We start from the raw sequence: 16,456 nt of genomic DNA, 5'->3' as shown, positions 1-16,456 counted from the left end.
ACAGGGCAACGCGGGCTTACGGATTATCTCCGCGCCGTCACCGTGGTAGACTGTGCGCCGAAATCAACGGCAAATTCCACAGATATAGCGAGTATCCCTATGAAAGCAGGCATTATTGGTGCAATGGAACAGGAAGTCACACTGCTGCGTGACAGGATCGAAAACCGTCAGACGCTGAGCCTGGCCGGGTGTGAAATCTATACCGGCACGCTGAATGGCGTGGAAGTAGCACTGCTGAAATCCGGCATTGGTAAAGTCTCGGCCGCGCTGGGCACCACCCTGCTGCTGCAGCTGTGCAAGCCGGACGTGGTGATCAACACCGGTTCCGCCGGTGGCCTGGCGCCTACGCTGAAGGTGGGCGATATCGTGGTATCGACCGAGGTCCGCTATCACGATGCCGACGTCACCGCGTTTGGCTATGAGCCGGGCCAGATGGCCGCCTGCCCGCCGGCCTTTATCGCCGACGACGCGCTGATCGCCGCCGCTGAAGCCTGCATCAGCGAGCTTAACCTCAACGCCGTGCGTGGCCTGGTGGTCAGCGGTGACGCCTTTATCAACGGCGCTGAACCGCTGGCACGCATCCGCAATACCTTCCCACAGGCGGTGGCGGTGGAGATGGAAGCCACCGCGATCGGCCACGTTTGCCATCAGTTTGGCACGCCTTTTGTGGTGGTGCGGGCGATCTCCGACGTTGCCGACCAGGAATCTCACCTCAGCTTTGACGAGTTCCTCAGCGTGGCCGCCGGGCAGTCGTCGCTGATGGTGGAAGCCCTGCTGAACCGGCTGCGTGCGTAACTACCGCACCGCGCTGCTGCTGTGGCTGACCCTTTTCAGCCTCAGCACGGCCGCCGCGCCACGGGTGGTGACGCTGGCACCCAACCTGACCGAGCTGGCCTTTGCTGCCGGCATCACGCCGGTCGGCGTCAGCGACTACTCCGACTTCCCACCTGCCGCCATGCAGGTAGTCCGGGTAGCGAACTGGCAGGGGATTAACAGTGAACGCCTGCTGCGGCTGAAGCCGGACGTGGTGGTGGCCTGGCGCGGCGGCACCCCGCAGCGCCAGATGGACCAGCTGCAGGCGCTGGGCATTAAGGTACTGTGGCTGGCCCCGGATTCGGTAAGCCAGCTGACCGCCAGCCTGCGCCAGCTGGCCCCGTACAGCCCGCACCCTGAGCAGGCTGAGCAGGCGGCACAACGGTTACAGCAGCAGTTCAGCGCGCTGAAACAGCGCTATGGGGCGAACGTGCCACAGCGGGTATTTCTGCAGTTTGGCAGCAAACCGCTGTTCACCGCCTCGGCGAGTACCCTGCAGAATGAGGTACTGCAGCTGTGCGGCGGCGAAAACATCTTTGCCGACAGCCGCGTCCCCTGGCCGCAGGTCAGCCGGGAACAGGTGCTGGCGCGCCAGCCGCAGGCCATCGTGACACCCGGCGATGCCGCACACGCGCAGCAGCTGGCCGCCTTCTGGCAGCCGCAGCTCAGCGTGCCGGTGATTGCCATCACTGATGACTGGCTCAGCCGCGCCGGACCGCGTATTATCTTAGCAGCACAACAATTGTGCAGTCAGCTGCAGCCGGATCGCTGATATCGCCGCCACGACGATTCAAGATCCAGACATAAAAGCCGATAAAGAGAGTCCATGGCCGTGCGAATTACCGCGCGGTCATTTCGGGAAATTGCCCGTTTTTGTTCCACCAGGAAAACACTATGAAAGCCGTTTATCTGGCCCTCGGGCTGATAATGACGGGATATGCCGGTGCCGCCACCACGGAAGGCAGCGTCAGCGTAACGCTAACAATTACCACGCGTTGCAGCGTGGACGGGAAGAGGCTCAACAGCGCCGTAAACCCGGATATCGCCTGTGGTCAGCAGAGTGACGCGCAGCCGAAAGTCACCCAGACGGTGACGGAGCCGGCTACGGCGTCGCAGGATGAACAGAGATTAGTGACCGTCGAATGGTAGTGAACAGACCCGGCAGCGGAGCTGCCGGGTTATGTCACATCAGATACTGAAGGAAGAACCACAGCCGCAGGTGGTTTTAGCATTCGGGTTAGTGACCACAAAACGTGACCCTTCCAGCCCCTCGGTGTAGTCCACCGAACCGCCCACCAGATACTGCAGGCTCATCGGATCCACCACCAGCGCCACGCCCGCTTTCTCAATGGTCATGTCGCCATCGTTAATTTTGTCGTCAAAGGTAAACCCGTACTGGAAACCGCTGCAACCGCCACCGGTGATATAAACGCGCAGTTTCAGATCCGGATTGTCTTCATCCGAAATCAGGTTTTTGACCTTGCTGGCCGCTGCTTCGGTAAATTGCAGAGGCAGTGCTACTTCATCGCTCATCAGAAATACTCCACTGTGCATGCAGGCCAGATGCCTGCCAGGTCATTATTCGACCATTGTTTGCGCTATTATCTTATACCCAGGTATCGCAAGCAAGCGCAGGCTGTACCCGCCTGTGCGGTGGTAGCGATCAATGCCACCACGACCAGGCGCTTTGGCGCTGTAAACGCACGCAATCCCGGGCAGTTAAGGCGATGCGTAAGCCACGGCCTTTGGAATCGCTGCCATGTTCCCTTAGAATAGCCGGGTTTTTTTATGAATGATCAGGAGCCGTCACATGAGTAAGTCTGAAAACCTGTACGCTCAGGCGCAGCAGTTAATTCCCGGTGGCGTAAATTCGCCGGTGCGAGCCTTTACCGGCGTTGGCGGCGTGCCGCTGTTTATCGAGCGTGCCAACGGCGCTTACCTGTATGATGCGGACGGCAAAGCCTACGTTGACTACGTCGGTTCCTGGGGGCCGATGGTGCTGGGCCACAACCACCCGGCGATCCGCAACGCGGTGATTGAAGCGGCCGAACGCGGCCTGAGCTTCGGCGCGCCGACCGAGATGGAAGTAAAAATGGCCGCTCTGGTCACCGAACTGGTGCCGACAATGGACATGGTGCGGATGGTCAACTCCGGCACCGAAGCCACCATGAGCGCCATTCGCCTGGCGCGCGGCTTTACCGGTCGCGACAAAATTATCAAATTCGAAGGCTGCTACCACGGCCACGCCGACTGTCTGCTGGTGAAAGCCGGCTCCGGCGCGCTGACCCTCGGCCAGCCCAACTCTCCGGGCGTACCGGCGGATTTCGCTAAGCACACTCTGACCTGCACCTATAACGATCTGACCAGCGTCCGTGCGGCCTTTGAACAGTACCCGCAGGAGATCGCCTGCATCATCGTTGAGCCGGTGGCCGGTAATATGAACTGCATCCCGCCGCTGCCGGACTTCCTGCCGGGCCTGCGCGCGCTGTGCGACGAGTTTGGCGCGCTGCTGATCATCGACGAAGTGATGACCGGCTTCCGCGTGGCGCTGGCCGGTGCTCAGGCACACTACGGCGTGAAGCCGGACCTGACCTGCCTAGGTAAAATCATCGGCGGCGGCATGCCGGTGGGAGCCTTCGGCGGCCGCCGCGAGGTGATGAACGCGCTGGCACCGACCGGACCGGTCTACCAGGCCGGTACGCTGTCCGGTAACCCGATCGCCATGGCGGCCGGCTTCGCCTGCCTGAGCGAAATCGCCAAACCCGGCAGCCACCAGACCCTGACCGAACTAACCACCCTGCTGGCAGAGGGCCTGCTGGCGGCGGCACAGGAAGAAAACATCCCGCTGGTGGTTAACCACGTCGGCGGCATGTTTGGCCTGTTCTTCACCGACGCGGAGACGGTCACCAGCTACGCCGACGTGACAAAGTGCGACGTGGAACGCTTTAAGCGTTTCTTCCACCTGATGCTGGAAGAAGGTATCTACCTTGCACCGTCCGCCTATGAGGCCGGCTTTATGTCGCTGGCGCACAGCCACGACGACATCCAGCGCACGATAGACGCCGCCCGCCGCAGCTTCGCGCAGCTGTAATAAAATCGCAGAAGGCCCGGGTGCCCGAGGTATCGGGTCTGTGTCGCCTGCTGAAGTCGCTGTGGACTCCGATGCCCGGCGTATCGGGTCTGTCCGGAACGCGGACACGCTATGAACACGTCCGTGTGCGCTCGGCAGCGCCCATCCCTGGGCGCTGACGGTCCGCTTATCCGGACAGACCCGATTGCCCGAAMTTTCTGGCGTCGCTGCCTGAGCCYGTCGATCACCGAAACACAGATGATGACACCTGCAGATAACGATAAGCGACGGGAGCCGGGCGCGGTGTTCTTCCTGCAGGCGACTCAGAACGTGAAGCGATGGGAGCCTGTACACGGAGCAAAGCATCACGGGCCACGGATGGCCCGTGCTGAGCTGTCATGGATGACGCTTTTTGCGTCTTTGCGGAATGTACAGGCTCCCTGAGCCGGCCCCCCAAGCCAACAGGCGACCTGCAGATGACACCTCAGCTTCTTCGCAGCAGATAAACAAAGTACGGCGCACCGATAAAGGTCGCCAGCAGACCGGCCGGGATCTGATCCGGGAAGGCCAGCATCCGTCCGCACCAGTCCGCCGCCAGCATCAACCCGCCGCCCAACAGCCCCGCCATCACCTGCTGCGGCAGCGTCCTGCGGAAGCCAAGCATGCGCGCAATATGCGGTGCCATCAGGCCGACAAAGCTCAGCGGGCCGATGGTCAGCGTCGCGGCGGCGGTCAGCGTCGCCGCCAGCAGCAGCAGCGCCAGCCGCGTGGGCGTCAGCGCCATGCCCACCGCCCGCGAGGTGGCCCCGCCCAGCGGCAGAATGGTCAGCCAGCGGCGGCACAGCGGCACCAGCGCCAGCAGTACCAGCGCAATAACCAGCGTACGTCTGGCCTGCAGGGCATCCACGTTGTAGGTCGAACCGGACATCCAGCTCAGCAGGCTGCCCATACGCGGATCGCCGCTGGCCAGCAGCAGCATAGTCACCGTGGCAAAAGCGGTACTCAGCCCCACCCCGGCCAGCAGCATCCGCTCCGGCGAAAACCCGCCCCGCCCGGCCGCAAACATAATAATCAGCAGCGTTAACAGCGCACCGAGGCTGGCCGCAGGCAGCAGCCAGCCGTAAGCGTCACCGGGCACGATAAACAGCATAATCACCACGCCGAACGCCGCACCGGAGCTGATGCCCAGCACTTCCGGGCTGGCCATCGGGTTGCCGGTCAGGCGCTGCATCACGCAGCCCGCCACCCCGAGCATCATCCCGGTAGCCAGCGCGGCCACGGTGCGCGGCATGCGCCACGGCTGCAGCTGCTGCCACAGTTCGCCGCTGGCCCACACCCAGCCCCCGGCGTTGCGCCCAAAGCTCAGCGCCACCGCAATCATCAGCAGCAGCACGCCGCCGCCGAGCAGCGCCCACAGCCAGATGCGCTGGCGTTCTGCCGGCACCACGTCACCGGCGTTCAGGGCCGGCGGCACCGGGCCGGTGCGCAGGCGCGGCAGCAGCCACAGCAGCAGCGGCGCGCCAATCACCGCCGTCACCGTGCCGGTGGAGATCTCACCGAGCAGGCTGGCCAGCCACAGCACGCCCTGGTCGGCCAGCCACAGCAGCAGCGCGCCGAGCAGCGGTGCCACCAGCAGACGGCTGCCGAGGCGGCGCACGCCAATCATCTTCGCCAGCAGCGGTGCAAACAGGCCGATAAAGCCGATAATCCCGGCGGCGTTAACCAGCGAGGCGCTGAGCAGGATCGCCAGCGTCAGCACGCCGATCCTGGCAAGCGAGATCGCCAGCCCGAGGTTTTTCGCCACGCCGTCATCCAGCCCCATCAGCGTCATCGGCCGCAGCAACAGCAGCACCAGCAGCGCGCCCGCCAGCAGGCGCGGCCAGATAAACTCAACGTTGCTCCAGTCCATCTGGTTCAGCGAACCGGTGCTCCACAGGAACATATTCTGCAGCTGGTCATGGTTGAAGATGGCGAAGATCTGGTTGGCGGCACCGCAGTACAGCGACACCACCAGCCCGGCAAGGATCAGCGTCACCGGCGACATGCGTTTACCCCACGCCACGCCAAACACCACCATCCCCACCACCACCGCGCCGATCAGCGCCGCCAGCTGCTGGGTCAGCAGGCCGCCCGGCAGGCTCCACAGCGTGACGATGGTGATGCCCAGCTGTGCGCCGCTGGCCACCCCCAGCGTGGCCGGTTCGGCCAGCGGGTTACGCAGCACCTGCTGGAACAGCAGGCCGACCAGGCCCAGCCCGGCCCCGACCAGCAGCGACAGCGACAGCCGCGGCAGCAGGCTGTAGTGAAACACCATCTGCGCAATGCTGCCGCTGTCCGGCGCGGCCAGCGCGGTCAGCCACTGCGCGGCGGGCAGCTGATGACCGAGGTTGACCCACGTCAGCGTCAGCGCCATCAGCAACAGCGCCACCGGTAGCAGCACCGCTAAACGACTCCGTTCGATCATGCTGCCTCCAGCGCGTGTTCAAGGCTGTACACCAGCTGCATGGCCGACAGCGTCGCGCCGTAGAACCAGACGCGCGGCATCGTTTTGAACCGCCCTTCGCGGACAAACGCGAACGACTGCCACAGCGGCGTGGCAAACACCTGCTGCTCGATGGTGGTATTGCCGTGGCCGTAGCAGATCACGTCAACGTCGCGGAACGCCGCCAGCCGTTCAATGCCAATCACCGCGCTGCCCCAGAAGGAGCTCTCGCCCTGCCAGGCGTTCTGCAGCCCCAGCTCGTCCAGCACCTCCTGGAACAGGCCGTTGGCGGTAAACACGATAGCGTGACGGGTATCGAGGATCGACATCAGCAGCAATGGCCGGCGCGCGCGCGCGTGCAGCCGCACCTTCGCGGCCGCCAGCAGCGCCGCCAGCTCGCTGAGATGAGCCTGCGCCTGCGCCTCGCGGCCGATGCGTTGCGCCAGCGTCACCAGCGAGCGGCGGGCGTTGCTGAGCGGTTTGCCCTTTCCGTCGTTAAAGCTGAAGCCCATCCACGGCGCGATGCGCTGGAAACCGGTCGGTGCCGGGCCGTAGCCTTCCGAATAGATAATCAGCGAAGGTTTCATTTGGGTGATCAGTTCAAGGTTGGGTTCGGTACGCAGGCCCACGTCCACCACGTCCGGCGGCAGTTTGGGTTCACCGACCCAGTCCCGGTAACCGTGCAGCTCGGCGGCACCGATCGGCATCACGCCCAGCGCAAGCAACAGCTCCAGCGGCAGCCACTCAATGGCAATCACGCGGTGAGCATCCACCTGAGGTTCCGCCGCAAGTGCAAATTTCATCAGCAGCGGCGAACAGGCCAGTGCCGCCAGCAGGCGGCGTCGGGTTAATTGCGGGTTCACAGCACTCATCCTCAGTAGACAAAACTCACCGGGGCACCGCCCTGCGGGTGCGGTAAAATCCCCATCGGAATGCCGTAAATTTTCTCCAGCACGTCGCCGTGCATAATGGCTTCCGGCGCGCCCTGGGCAATCATCTCACCGCCGCGCAGCGCTACCAGATGATCGCAGTAGCGTGCCGCCATATTGATATCGTGCAGCACCGCAATTACCGTCAGGCCGCGCTGGTGGCTGAGCCGCTGGATCAGCGCCAGCACGTCCACCTGGTGGGCGATATCCAGCGCCGAGGTCGGCTCATCCAGCAGCAGGCAGCGGCTGTTCTGCGCCACCAGCATCGCGATCCAGGCGCGCTGCCGCTCGCCGCCGGAGAGGCTGTCCACCAGCCGCTGGGCAAAGGGTTTCAGGCCCACCAGCGCAATCGCCTCGTCCACCCGCTCGCGGTCTTCCACGCCGTAACGCCCCAGCGCGCCGTGCCACGGGTAGCGGCCGATCGCCACCAGCTCGCGTACCGTCATCCCCTCGGCGGCCGGCAGCTGCTGCGGCAGATAGGCCACCTGGCGGGCAAACGCCTTGCTCTGCCAGCCGTCAACCGGCTGGTCATTGAGCAGCACCCGCCCTGCGCTGGCCGCATGGTGGCGACCGAGCATTTTCAGCAGGGTGGATTTGCCCGAGCCGTTATGACCGATCAGGCCACACACCTTGCCCGCCGGAAAGGTCAGCGACAGCGGATGCAGCAGCGTTCTGCCAGGGACGGTAAAAGAGACGTTATCAAGCGTGAAGGTACTGTCTGTAGCAGGCTGAGATGACATAGCGTTCTTCTGATTTGGCGGGCGCGGCCTGATGCCGCGCCCGGTTAACGATTAAAAACGGAAGGTGGCGGTACCGGTGATGCTGCGCTCCGCGCCCCAGTAGCAGGCATAGTCCTGGTAGCAGCTGGCAACGTATTCGCGGTCAAGCAGATTGCTGACGTTAACACCGACAGACGAGCCTGGCAGGCCAAAGCGAGCCAGATCGTATTTCACCGTTGCATCTACCGTGGTGTACGGTGCAACGGTGAACTCACGGTTGTACTGGCTACCCGTGGTGTAACGACCAACACTTTCCCCAACATACCGGGCACCTGCACCCACGGTGAGGCCACTGAGTGCCGTTTCAGTGAAGGTATAGTCAGCCCACAACGAAGCCATCTGACGCGGTACCTGCACCGGATGTTGCCCCTGCAGGTTGGTATCATCGGTATATTTCGCATCGGTATAGGTGTAAGACGCCATCAGATTGATGTTCAGATTAACCGCTGCTTTGGCTTCCAGCTCCACGCCGCGCGAGCGAATCTCACCGGTCTGAATACTGGCGAAAATATTGTTCGGATCGGTAGTCAGGTTCTTACTTTTGGTCAGTTCATACACCGCCGCCGTCAGCACAACCGGGCGGTCTTTAGGCACAAACTTAATCCCACCCTCATACTGTTTCGCGCGTGAAGGTGCAAACGCCTTGCCGTCACCGGATTTACCCGCCGTCGGGATAAAGGATTCGCTGTAGCTGAAGTAAGGTGCGATACCGTTATCAAAGACGTAGTTAATACCACCGCGCCAGGTGAATGCCTGATCGTTACGTTTATCCAGCGGATCAACCCCGCTGGCGGCGATGCGATTATAGACTGAGGTCATCGCGTAGTCGTAACGGCCGCCCAGCGTCAGCACCCAGCGGTTCCACTCCAGCTGATCCTGCGCGTACAAACCGGTCTGCTGCTGTTTATTCACCGCATTATTGGGGTAGTTGGTGGTGTAGCTTTCATTGCCATACTGCGGGTTCAGCAGATCCAGCGGCGCGGCCAGGCCGTAACCGAATTTAGCGTTTACATCATTGCGGTTACGCTGGAAATCCACACCGAGCAGCAACGTATGGTCAACATCGCCAGTGGCGAATTTTGCCTGTGCCTGCGTATCCACTGCAAAATTGGTCATCTCTTCCTGAGACAGCGCAATCGAGCGGTTAAGTGTTGTGGTGCCCGCTATCAGCCCTACACCATAGATACTACGGTAATCAGTGTTGACCTTCGCCAGGCGCAGGTTCTGATGGAACGACCAGGTCTCATCAAACTTATGATCGAGGCTGTAGCCGACCATCTGCTGCTTGCGGGCGATACCGTTATAGTTGGCTTCACCATCATCAAAGTTAGTTGGCAACTTATGCTGACTGCCTGCTGCGTCTGTCAGCGGAACGACCGTTCCTTCACGCGGCAGCCAGCCGTAATAGCCGGTTTCCGGTTCGTTCTGGAAGTAGCTCAGGAAGGTGAAGTGAGTATCGGCATTGGGCTGCCAGCTGAACGATGGTGCGATGGTGTAGCGCTTCTCTTTACTTTTGACCTGCTGCGTATCGGCACTGCGCGCCAGCCCGGTCAGGCGATAAGAAAATTCGTTGCTGTCATCCAGCGCACCGCCAAAGTCAAATCCGGTGGAGTAGAGATTGTGCGTGCCCATCTGGAACTGCACTTCACGCAGCGTTTCGGTGGTCGGACGCTTGCTGACCATCGCCACCACGCCGCCCGGGCTGCTTTTGCCGTACAGCACAGAGGCCGGGCCACGCAGAAGCTCCACACGCTCGAGGAAGTAAGGATCTATGGCGAATTCTGAATAGTAGTCGGATGACAAACGTAAGCCGTCAAGATACTGATTCGTATTCGTCTCACTAAAGCCACGGATCGCCAGCGCGTCAATCACGTTGGATGAACCGCGGTTGCCGACCATCACGCCTGGCGTATAGCCCAGCGCCTCTTTCACCGACTGCGGCTGGCGCAGTTCGATCTCCTGGCGGGTGACGATCGACACCGACTGCGGGGTCTTTTCAATCGCGGTATCGGTTTTGGTACCGGTGGCGCTCTGTCTGGCAGCGATGGTCGCGGCCGGGCCCCATGCGCTTTCCTGCGCTTCGCCGTTCGCCTGTGCGCTAACGGTCAGAGTCTGTTCTTCTGCCGCCACGCTGCTGCCGATTCCGCTCAGGGAAAGGGCAACAAAGACCGCCAGCTGACGCTTGCGGGTGTTAACGGTTCGGGTACTGGAAAGTTTGCTGCGCATAGTCGCCATCTGATGTTCTCTGACAAGGATAAAGTCAACCGGGTGAATGTAAAACGAAACGATAATAATTATTATAACGATTGGATAATATGCGAAAGGGGTTCATTTCTGCAAGAAAAAACCCCTTACCAACACGGCGCTAAGCCTTGTCAGATAAGGGGTTCCCGGGGGTCTGGCGCTAACTAAATGATTCGATTAGAACTGGAAGGTGGCAGTAGCAATAATACGGCGATCGTTACCCCAGAAGCACATGTTGTCTGAGCCGCAGCTGGCAACATAGTGGCGGTCAAACAGGTTCTGCACGTTCAGCGCCAGCGATGAACCGGGCAGGTTAAACCGCGCAAGATCGTAGCTCATCAGAGCATCCACCACCGTGAAGCCGGTGGTTTTAAAATCGTTGCGGCTGTTGCCCCAGGCGCTGCCGACGTAACGCACCCCGCTGCCCAGCTTCAGGCCGCTCAGTGCCGTTTCATGGAATGTGTAATCCAGCCACGCTGATGCCATATTTTTGGGCACCTGCGTCGGCCGCTTATCGGCATTGCTGCCGAGGTCGCGGGAATAGCGCATATCCGTATAGGTATAGGCAGCCGTGGCATTGATACTGGCACTGAGCGCGCCCTTCGCTTCCAGCTCAACGCCGCGTGAGCGCAGTTTGCCGGTCTGGATTTGGTACCTGAAATGGTTCGGATCTGACATCAGATTGTGGCTGCGCGTCAGCTGAAACAGCGCCGCGGTCACCGACACCGGTCGATCGGACGGCAGATATTTCACCCCGACCTCATACTGCCTGCCGCGCGTGGGCACAAAGGCACGCTTGTCGAAATCGGTACCGCTGGTCGGCTCAAAGGATTCACTGTAGCCAAAATAAGGCGTGATGCCGTTATCAAACAGATAGTTTAACCCGCCGCGCCAGGTAAACTGCGCATCGTTTTTGCGGGTGGTTTTTCTGGCGTCCTTGTCATAAGAGGAGGTCATCGCCCAGTCGTAACGCCCGCCCAGCGTTAACAGCCACCGTTTCCACTGCGCCTGATCCTGAGTGTAGAGGCCGGTCTGCTGCTGCTTTATCAGCTGATTCTGCCAGCCGTAAAGCGCGGCGGTGACCTTGTCATTACCGTAATGCGGATCCAGCATATCAATCGGCTCTGCCCCACCGTACCACCCGCTCATATCATCGCGCATATGCACATAGTCAACGCCAAACAGCAGGCGGTGACCCACCGGGCCGGATGACAGGCTGCCTTCCAGCTGGGTGTCCACATCCATATTCGACAGCCGTTCGTCATCCTTCGCCGAAGCACGCATCAGCGTCTGCGGAGCCTGGTACCCGTTGCCGTTAATGCCAAAGTAATGGGAGTCCAGGTGCATATAGCGCAGGTTCTGCCGTACCTGCCAGTTATCGTTCAGATCGTGGCTGAAGCGGTAGCCGACCAGATTCTGGCTGCGTTTCAGGCGGGTACTCTTTTCCCCGTCCATAAAATCGGTCGGCAGCTTGTGCTGTTTGCCGTCCCTGCCGGTAAAGGGCACCACCGTACCCTGACGCGGCAGCCAGCCCCAGAAACCGACGTCGGGATCGTGCTGGAAGCTGGTCAGCAGCGTCAGCGAGGTATGTTCATCCGGCTGCCAGCGGAACGATGGCGCGATGCTATAGCGCTTCTCTTTCGGCCCCTGCGCCTGGGTGTCGCCGCTTCGCGCCACGCCGGTCAGCCGCCAGCTGTAGCGGGCATCGTCATTCAGCACATCGCCGAAATCAAAGCCGGTCTGCCACAGGTTGCGCGTTCCCGCCTTAAACTGGATTTCACGCAGGCGCTTCCCCGTCGGCTGCTTGCTGAACAGTGACACCACCCCGCCCGGGTTGCTTCTGCCGTACAGCACCGATGAGGGGCCGCGCAGCACTTCAATGCGCTCCAGCAGATAAGGGTCAACGGAGGGCTGCGCATAGTTGTTGCCCTGCAGCCGCAGGCCATCCATATACTCGTCAAGGTTCCACTCGCCGAATCCGCGCACCTTAAGATTGTCGTAAAAGGCGGAAGGCCCGGTGGAATCCACCATCACCCCCGCCGTATAGCCCAGCGCCTCCTTCACCGACTGAGGCTGGCGGGTATCCAGCTCCTGGCGGGTCACCACCGACAGCGACTGGGGGATTTTTTTGATCTCAGTTGCGGTTTTACTGCCGGACACGCTGCGCTTCGCGGCGATGGTGGCCGCTGAACCCCAGGCATCCTCTTTTACCGGCTCAGGTGCGGTAACGGTCATCGTGGCATCGTCTGCCCGTACAGCACCGCCCGCCAGCAGCAGTGACAGCGGGATCAGCCCCTGCAGCAGAGCCTGCAGACAACGCGGCAGCGATCGCGTTCGGGGCGGACAGCATGATACGGCGGCGGGATGAGGGGGGGCTGTTCGGTAATCTACGGGTGCTTCTCTGGTCATCGACATAGCAGTTTGTCCCTTAATAAATGCCCTTCTGTTTCGGGTTAGCAAAGTAGCAATGTGATTGCAGCGGCAAGGGGATCAAAAGAGCGCTGGCGCGGAATTCAGCACAGCGGGTACAGGGGAGCAGGCGCTCCCCTGTTAAGGATTTGTTACTGTGTGGCCGTCGGTTTCAGTTCAGCACTCGCCTGCTTCAGCGCCTGCTGAAAGGCCGGTAGGGTTTGCAGACGGGCAAATTCCACCGCGCCCACGTAACGGCCGGCGTTAACGTCACTCTGCCAGTGCGCACCGCAGATCACCCGGCTCTGGCCATAATCCCAGGCGCGCTTTGCCAGCTCCTGGGCACGATCGGGGCGAACCTGTGCCAGCACCAGCGCGGTCAGCGTACCAAAGGTGGTGTGCCCGGAGGGATAGGAGCCGTTTTTACGCAGCCCTTCTTCATCGCTCACCGGCTGACAGGTGTGATGACCAAACACCACAAAGGGCCGAACGCGCATATAGTGCTCCTTGGCCGCGGCCGGGGCATCCACCGCGCCCGCGACCAGCAGATCGCCCAGCAGCGTCCAGGTCGCCGGGGTCTTTTTCTGGTCAATCGGCGTGCCCAGCACCTGCGAGAAGATCTGCGCGACGTTAGCAATGTGCAGATCGGCATCGGAGGTGGCCTGTTGCCAGCGCGGCGAACCTTTCATGGCATAGCCCTTCAGGTAGGCAGCCTCATCCTCTTTATAATCCGCGCTTCCTTTATCCGGCGGTGACGGCAGATAGTACTCGCTGTTCACCGATCCTTCCGGGGCATGCAACGGCACGTCGGGCGGCTGCCCCAACAGTTCGGTCATTTGATCGGCCTGAGCGGCCAGCGGGGAAAGCAGAATACTGCTCAGTAATAACGCACTCATCCTGTACTGAAGTTTCATAAAAAGATCCATGTGTGATTGTTTGCGTGCCCATCCTTACCCAGATGACGTGGATAAAATGCGAGCCGGATCAATTTACAGGATCTTTCAGGAAAGAACTCCAGTAAAAAAGCATTTGAAATCAAAGACAGTTAAAGGCCTTAATAACAAAAAGCTCTAATAAACCCCTGTTAAAACCATAAAAAAAGCCTGCGCAAGGCAGGCTTTCGGGTACCGCAGATAACAGGGTCGCACCGGATTACTGGCCGAACATATCCTTAATCCAGCCCGCTACGCCGTCGCTGTCTTTCTGTTCATTTGGCTGCTGATTCTGCTGCGGCTGGCCCTGCTGCGTCTGCTGCTGCGTCTGCTGCTGATTTTGCTGCTGCAGCATCTGCTGCTGCTGAACCTGCTGCTGCTGCTGGCACAGCGCCTGGGCATCCGTGGTCCACACCGGCAGCCTGCGCCAGCTGCTGCTGGCGCTGTCGCAGACGAAGCTGCCGGCCGAGTCAACGCTCATCGGCGCGATATCCTCCGGCGGCGTCAGCTGCAGCGGCAGCGGCGCCTGGTTCTCCAGATAGCGACGGTAGAGCTGCATCGCACCGCTGGCCCCGTACAGCTTGGTCGGCTGGTTGTTATCACGGCCGATCCAGGTGATCGCCACCTCTTTACCGTCAATACCGGCGAACCAGCTGTCAATCAGGTCATTGGTGGTACCGGTCTTACCGGCAAGCGTGGCTTTCGGGAATTTTGCCCCCAGCGCCCGCGCGGTACCGTGATCGGCCACCTGCTGCAGCGTGTACAGCGTCAGGTAGGCGGCCTGCGCCGGCACCGCACGTTCCGCCTGCGGGAAGCTCTGGAACAGCACGCTACCATCTTCGGCAATCACCGAACGCACCGCCGACAGCGGCGCACGGCTGCCGCCGCTGGCGATGGTCTGGAACGCCTGCGCCACTTCAATCGGCGTCAGGTTCAGCGCACCGAGCAGCATCGCCGGTACCGGCTTCAGCTGATCGGCAGGCACGCCGAGTTTGGTCCAGGTGTCCACCACCTGCGGCAGCCCCAGCGTCATACCGAGGTTTACGGTCGGCACGTTCATTGAGTTGGTCAGCGCATCCACCAGCATCACCTGGCCGCTAAAGCGGCGGTCATCGTTCTGCGGTTTCCACACCTGGCCATTCGGCTGCTTCAGGGCGATCGGGTTATCGGCAATCCAGCTGTTCAGGCGATAGGCATCAGGCTGGCTGAGCGCGGTCAGATAGGTGGCCGGTTTCGCCAGCGAGCCGATTGAACGGCGCGCCTGCAGCGCACGGTTGTAGCCGGCAAACTGCGGATCGGCCCCGCCGACCATTGCCCGCACCTCGCCGCTAAAGCGATCGACCACCACCATCGCGGTTTCCAGATCGTTCAGGCCGCGCTGCTTACGCAGGGCTGGGATCCCCTCTTCCACCGCTTTTTCCGCCGCATCCTGCGACACGGAATCCAGCGTGGTGAAGATTTTCACCCCGGAGAGATCTTTCACCTTATCGCCCAGCTTCGCCTGCAGTTCGTTACGCACCATCTGCATAAAGGCCGGCTGCGGCGTGATCACGCCGCCTTTCGGCTGCACGCCCAGCGGACGCGCGCTGAGCATGTCGTACAGCTCCTGGTCGATCACCTTCTGCTGCTGCAGCAGGCGCAGCACCAGGTTACGGCGTTCCAGCGCCAGTTTCGGATTACGCCACGGGTTATACAGCGACGCACCTTTCACCATGCCGACCAGCAGCGCCTGCTGATCGAGGCTCAGCTCATCCACCGGGCGGCCAAAGTAGTAGAGGCTGGCCAGCGGGAAGCCACGGATCTGATCGTTACCGGCCTGGCCGAGATACACCTCGTTCAGGTAGAGCTCCAGAATACGGTCTTTGCTGTAGCGCGCGTCCATAATCAGCGCCATATAGGCTTCATTGGCCTTACGCCACAGCGAACGCTCGTTGGTCAGGAACAGGTTCTTCACCAGCTGCTGAGTCAGCGTACTGCCGCCCTGCACCGCACGACCGGCGGTGATATTGGCAAGGAATGCACGGCCAATCGAGTAGAAGCTGATACCGTCATGCTGGTAGAAGTGGCGATCTTCGGTGGCCACTAGGGTATCGACCAGCAGGTCCGGGAAACCGGCACGCGGCACAAACAGGCGCTGCTCGCCGTTCGGCGACTGCAGCATGGTGATCAGCCGCGGGTCAAGGCGGAAGAAGCCGAAGCTGCGGCCGCTGTCGAGGTTCTTGATATCGCTGAGCTGGTCACCGCTGAAGGTCAGCCGCGCGCGGATCTGCCCCTCTTTGCTGTCGGGGAAATCAAACGGGCGGCGGATCATCTCAATGCTGTTGCCCTGCACGGTGAACTCCCCGGGCCGGGTCATGCGCGTCACTTCGCGATACTGCGTGCCTTCCAGCAGCGCAATCATCTCTTTCTTGTTGTACGACATGCCCGGCTCAAGGCTGACCATGCGGCCATACACCGTCGCCGGCAGCTGCCAGACTTTGCCGTCAATACGGCTGCGGATCTGCGAATCCAGGTAAACGCCGTAGATCGCCATCAGCACCGCAAAAATCACCAGCAGCTTGACTAACAGCCAGAACCAGCCGCGCCGTTTGCGCGGCGTCGATCCCTTGCCTTTTCCTTTGCGTGGCACCGGTGTTACCTCCTCTTCCTGTTCATCATCCCGATCGTAGTCATCCTCATCCTCCCTGCGGCGGCCCCGTCCCGCCGTACTTCGCGGGGGTTTTGGCTGCTTTCCTTTACGTCCGATAGGTTCGCGATCGTCAGACATGCGTTTTCTTTCTCCGGAAACGGGCGTCGGC

12 protein-coding genes are annotated in these 16,456 nt (G+C 61.1%); 4 read left to right on the top strand and 8 right to left on the bottom strand.

Annotated features, from left to right (window positions below):
* The first annotated feature begins 99 nt into the window (after positions 1–99).
* The 3 genes from mtnN to ASF13_RS11340 all read left to right on the top strand — a co-directional run bounded on the left by mtnN (position 100) and on the right by ASF13_RS11340 (position 1,962).
* Positions 100–795 (top strand): 5'-methylthioadenosine/S-adenosylhomocysteine nucleosidase, encoded by a 696-nt coding sequence (gene mtnN / locus ASF13_RS11350; RefSeq protein WP_056236274.1) that lies wholly within the window; start codon positions 100–102, stop codon positions 793–795.
* The gene (gene btuF, locus ASF13_RS11345) at positions 788–1,585 is read left to right on the top strand and encodes a vitamin B12 ABC transporter substrate-binding protein BtuF (RefSeq protein ID WP_056236271.1); all 798 of its coding nucleotides are present in this window, start codon (positions 788–790) and stop codon (positions 1,583–1,585) included. Before mtnN ends, btuF begins: the two co-directional genes overlap by 8 nt.
* A 122-nt stretch (positions 1,586–1,707) precedes the next feature.
* Positions 1,708–1,962 carry a hypothetical protein gene (locus ASF13_RS11340; protein WP_056236267.1) on the top strand — a complete coding sequence of 85 codons (255 nt, stop codon included), beginning with the start codon at positions 1,708–1,710 and terminating at the stop codon, positions 1,960–1,962.
* Between the two features lie 39 nt (positions 1,963–2,001).
* On the opposite strand, the gene erpA is transcribed toward ASF13_RS11340, so the two are convergent.
* Complete coding sequence (erpA, locus tag ASF13_RS11335) at positions 2,002–2,346, bottom strand: iron-sulfur cluster insertion protein ErpA (protein ID WP_056236265.1); 345 nt, start codon at positions 2,344–2,346, stop codon at positions 2,002–2,004.
* A 277-nt stretch (positions 2,347–2,623) separates the two neighbouring features.
* On the opposite strand from erpA, the gene hemL reads away from it, so the two are divergent.
* Positions 2,624–3,904 carry a glutamate-1-semialdehyde 2,1-aminomutase gene (gene hemL, locus ASF13_RS11330; RefSeq protein ID WP_056236263.1) on the top strand — a complete coding sequence of 427 codons (1,281 nt, stop codon included), beginning with the start codon at positions 2,624–2,626 and terminating at the stop codon, positions 3,902–3,904.
* A gap of 463 nt (positions 3,905–4,367) precedes the next feature.
* Here the strand turns inward: hemL and fhuB are convergent, their stop codons facing one another.
* From fhuB to mrcB, 7 genes are all read right to left on the bottom strand, one after another.
* Positions 4,368–6,344, bottom strand: coding sequence for a Fe(3+)-hydroxamate ABC transporter permease FhuB (fhuB, locus tag ASF13_RS11320; protein ID WP_156365582.1), 1,977 nt, complete (start codon positions 6,342–6,344; stop codon positions 4,368–4,370).
* Positions 6,344–7,228 carry a Fe(3+)-hydroxamate ABC transporter substrate-binding protein FhuD gene (gene fhuD / locus ASF13_RS11315; protein ID WP_255354439.1) on the bottom strand — a complete coding sequence of 295 codons (885 nt, stop codon included), beginning with the start codon at positions 7,226–7,228 and terminating at the stop codon, positions 6,344–6,346. The genes fhuB and fhuD overlap by 1 nt, the downstream gene beginning before the upstream one ends.
* Before the next feature lie 11 nt (positions 7,229–7,239).
* A complete protein-coding gene (gene fhuC, locus ASF13_RS11310) occupies positions 7,240–8,034 on the bottom strand; it encodes a Fe3+-hydroxamate ABC transporter ATP-binding protein FhuC (RefSeq protein ID WP_056236253.1) in 795 nt (264 codons plus the stop codon).
* A gap of 51 nt (positions 8,035–8,085) precedes the next feature.
* Positions 8,086–10,308, bottom strand: a complete 2,223-nt coding sequence (gene fhuA / locus ASF13_RS11305) for a ferrichrome porin FhuA (RefSeq protein ID WP_056236251.1) — start codon at positions 10,306–10,308, stop codon at positions 8,086–8,088.
* Positions 10,309–10,494: 186 nt separating this feature from the next.
* Positions 10,495–12,732 (bottom strand): ferrichrome porin FhuA, encoded by a 2,238-nt coding sequence (fhuA, locus tag ASF13_RS11300; RefSeq protein WP_200929783.1) that lies wholly within the window; start codon positions 12,730–12,732, stop codon positions 10,495–10,497.
* A 146-nt stretch (positions 12,733–12,878) separates the two neighbouring features.
* Positions 12,879–13,640, bottom strand: a complete 762-nt coding sequence (locus ASF13_RS11295) for a phosphatase PAP2 family protein (RefSeq protein WP_072166362.1) — start codon at positions 13,638–13,640, stop codon at positions 12,879–12,881.
* 238 nt (positions 13,641–13,878) lie between these two features.
* Positions 13,879–16,425 (bottom strand): bifunctional glycosyl transferase/transpeptidase, encoded by a 2,547-nt coding sequence (gene mrcB, locus ASF13_RS11290; RefSeq protein ID WP_056236248.1) that lies wholly within the window; start codon positions 16,423–16,425, stop codon positions 13,879–13,881.
* Positions 16,426–16,456: the final 31 nt, after the last annotated feature.

The sequence above is a fragment of the Erwinia sp. Leaf53 genome, assembly GCF_001422605.1.
Lineage (GTDB): Bacteria > Pseudomonadota > Gammaproteobacteria > Enterobacterales > Enterobacteriaceae > Erwinia.
This window is presented reverse-complemented; position numbering and strand designations above follow the sequence as displayed.

What these genes read in the sequence shown, in the direction of transcription:
- fhuA (WP_200929783.1), bottom strand. Translation starts at nt 12,732, where the DNA reads ATGTCGATGACCAGAGAAGCACCCGTAGATTACCGAACAGCCCCCCCT.
- ASF13_RS11340 (WP_056236267.1), top strand. Translation starts at nt 1,708, where the DNA reads ATGAAAGCCGTTTATCTGGCCCTCGGGCTGATAATGACGGGATATGCC.
- ASF13_RS11295 (WP_072166362.1), bottom strand. Translation starts at nt 13,640, where the DNA reads ATGAAACTTCAGTACAGGATGAGTGCGTTATTACTGAGCAGTATTCTG.
- fhuC (WP_056236253.1), bottom strand. Translation starts at nt 8,034, where the DNA reads ATGTCATCTCAGCCTGCTACAGACAGTACCTTCACGCTTGATAACGTC.
- mrcB (WP_056236248.1), bottom strand. Translation starts at nt 16,425, where the DNA reads ATGTCTGACGATCGCGAACCTATCGGACGTAAAGGAAAGCAGCCAAAA.
- fhuA (WP_056236251.1), bottom strand. Translation starts at nt 10,308, where the DNA reads ATGGCGACTATGCGCAGCAAACTTTCCAGTACCCGAACCGTTAACACC.
- erpA (WP_056236265.1), bottom strand. Translation starts at nt 2,346, where the DNA reads ATGAGCGATGAAGTAGCACTGCCTCTGCAATTTACCGAAGCAGCGGCC.
- hemL (WP_056236263.1), top strand. Translation starts at nt 2,624, where the DNA reads ATGAGTAAGTCTGAAAACCTGTACGCTCAGGCGCAGCAGTTAATTCCC.
- mtnN (WP_056236274.1), top strand. Translation starts at nt 100, where the DNA reads ATGAAAGCAGGCATTATTGGTGCAATGGAACAGGAAGTCACACTGCTG.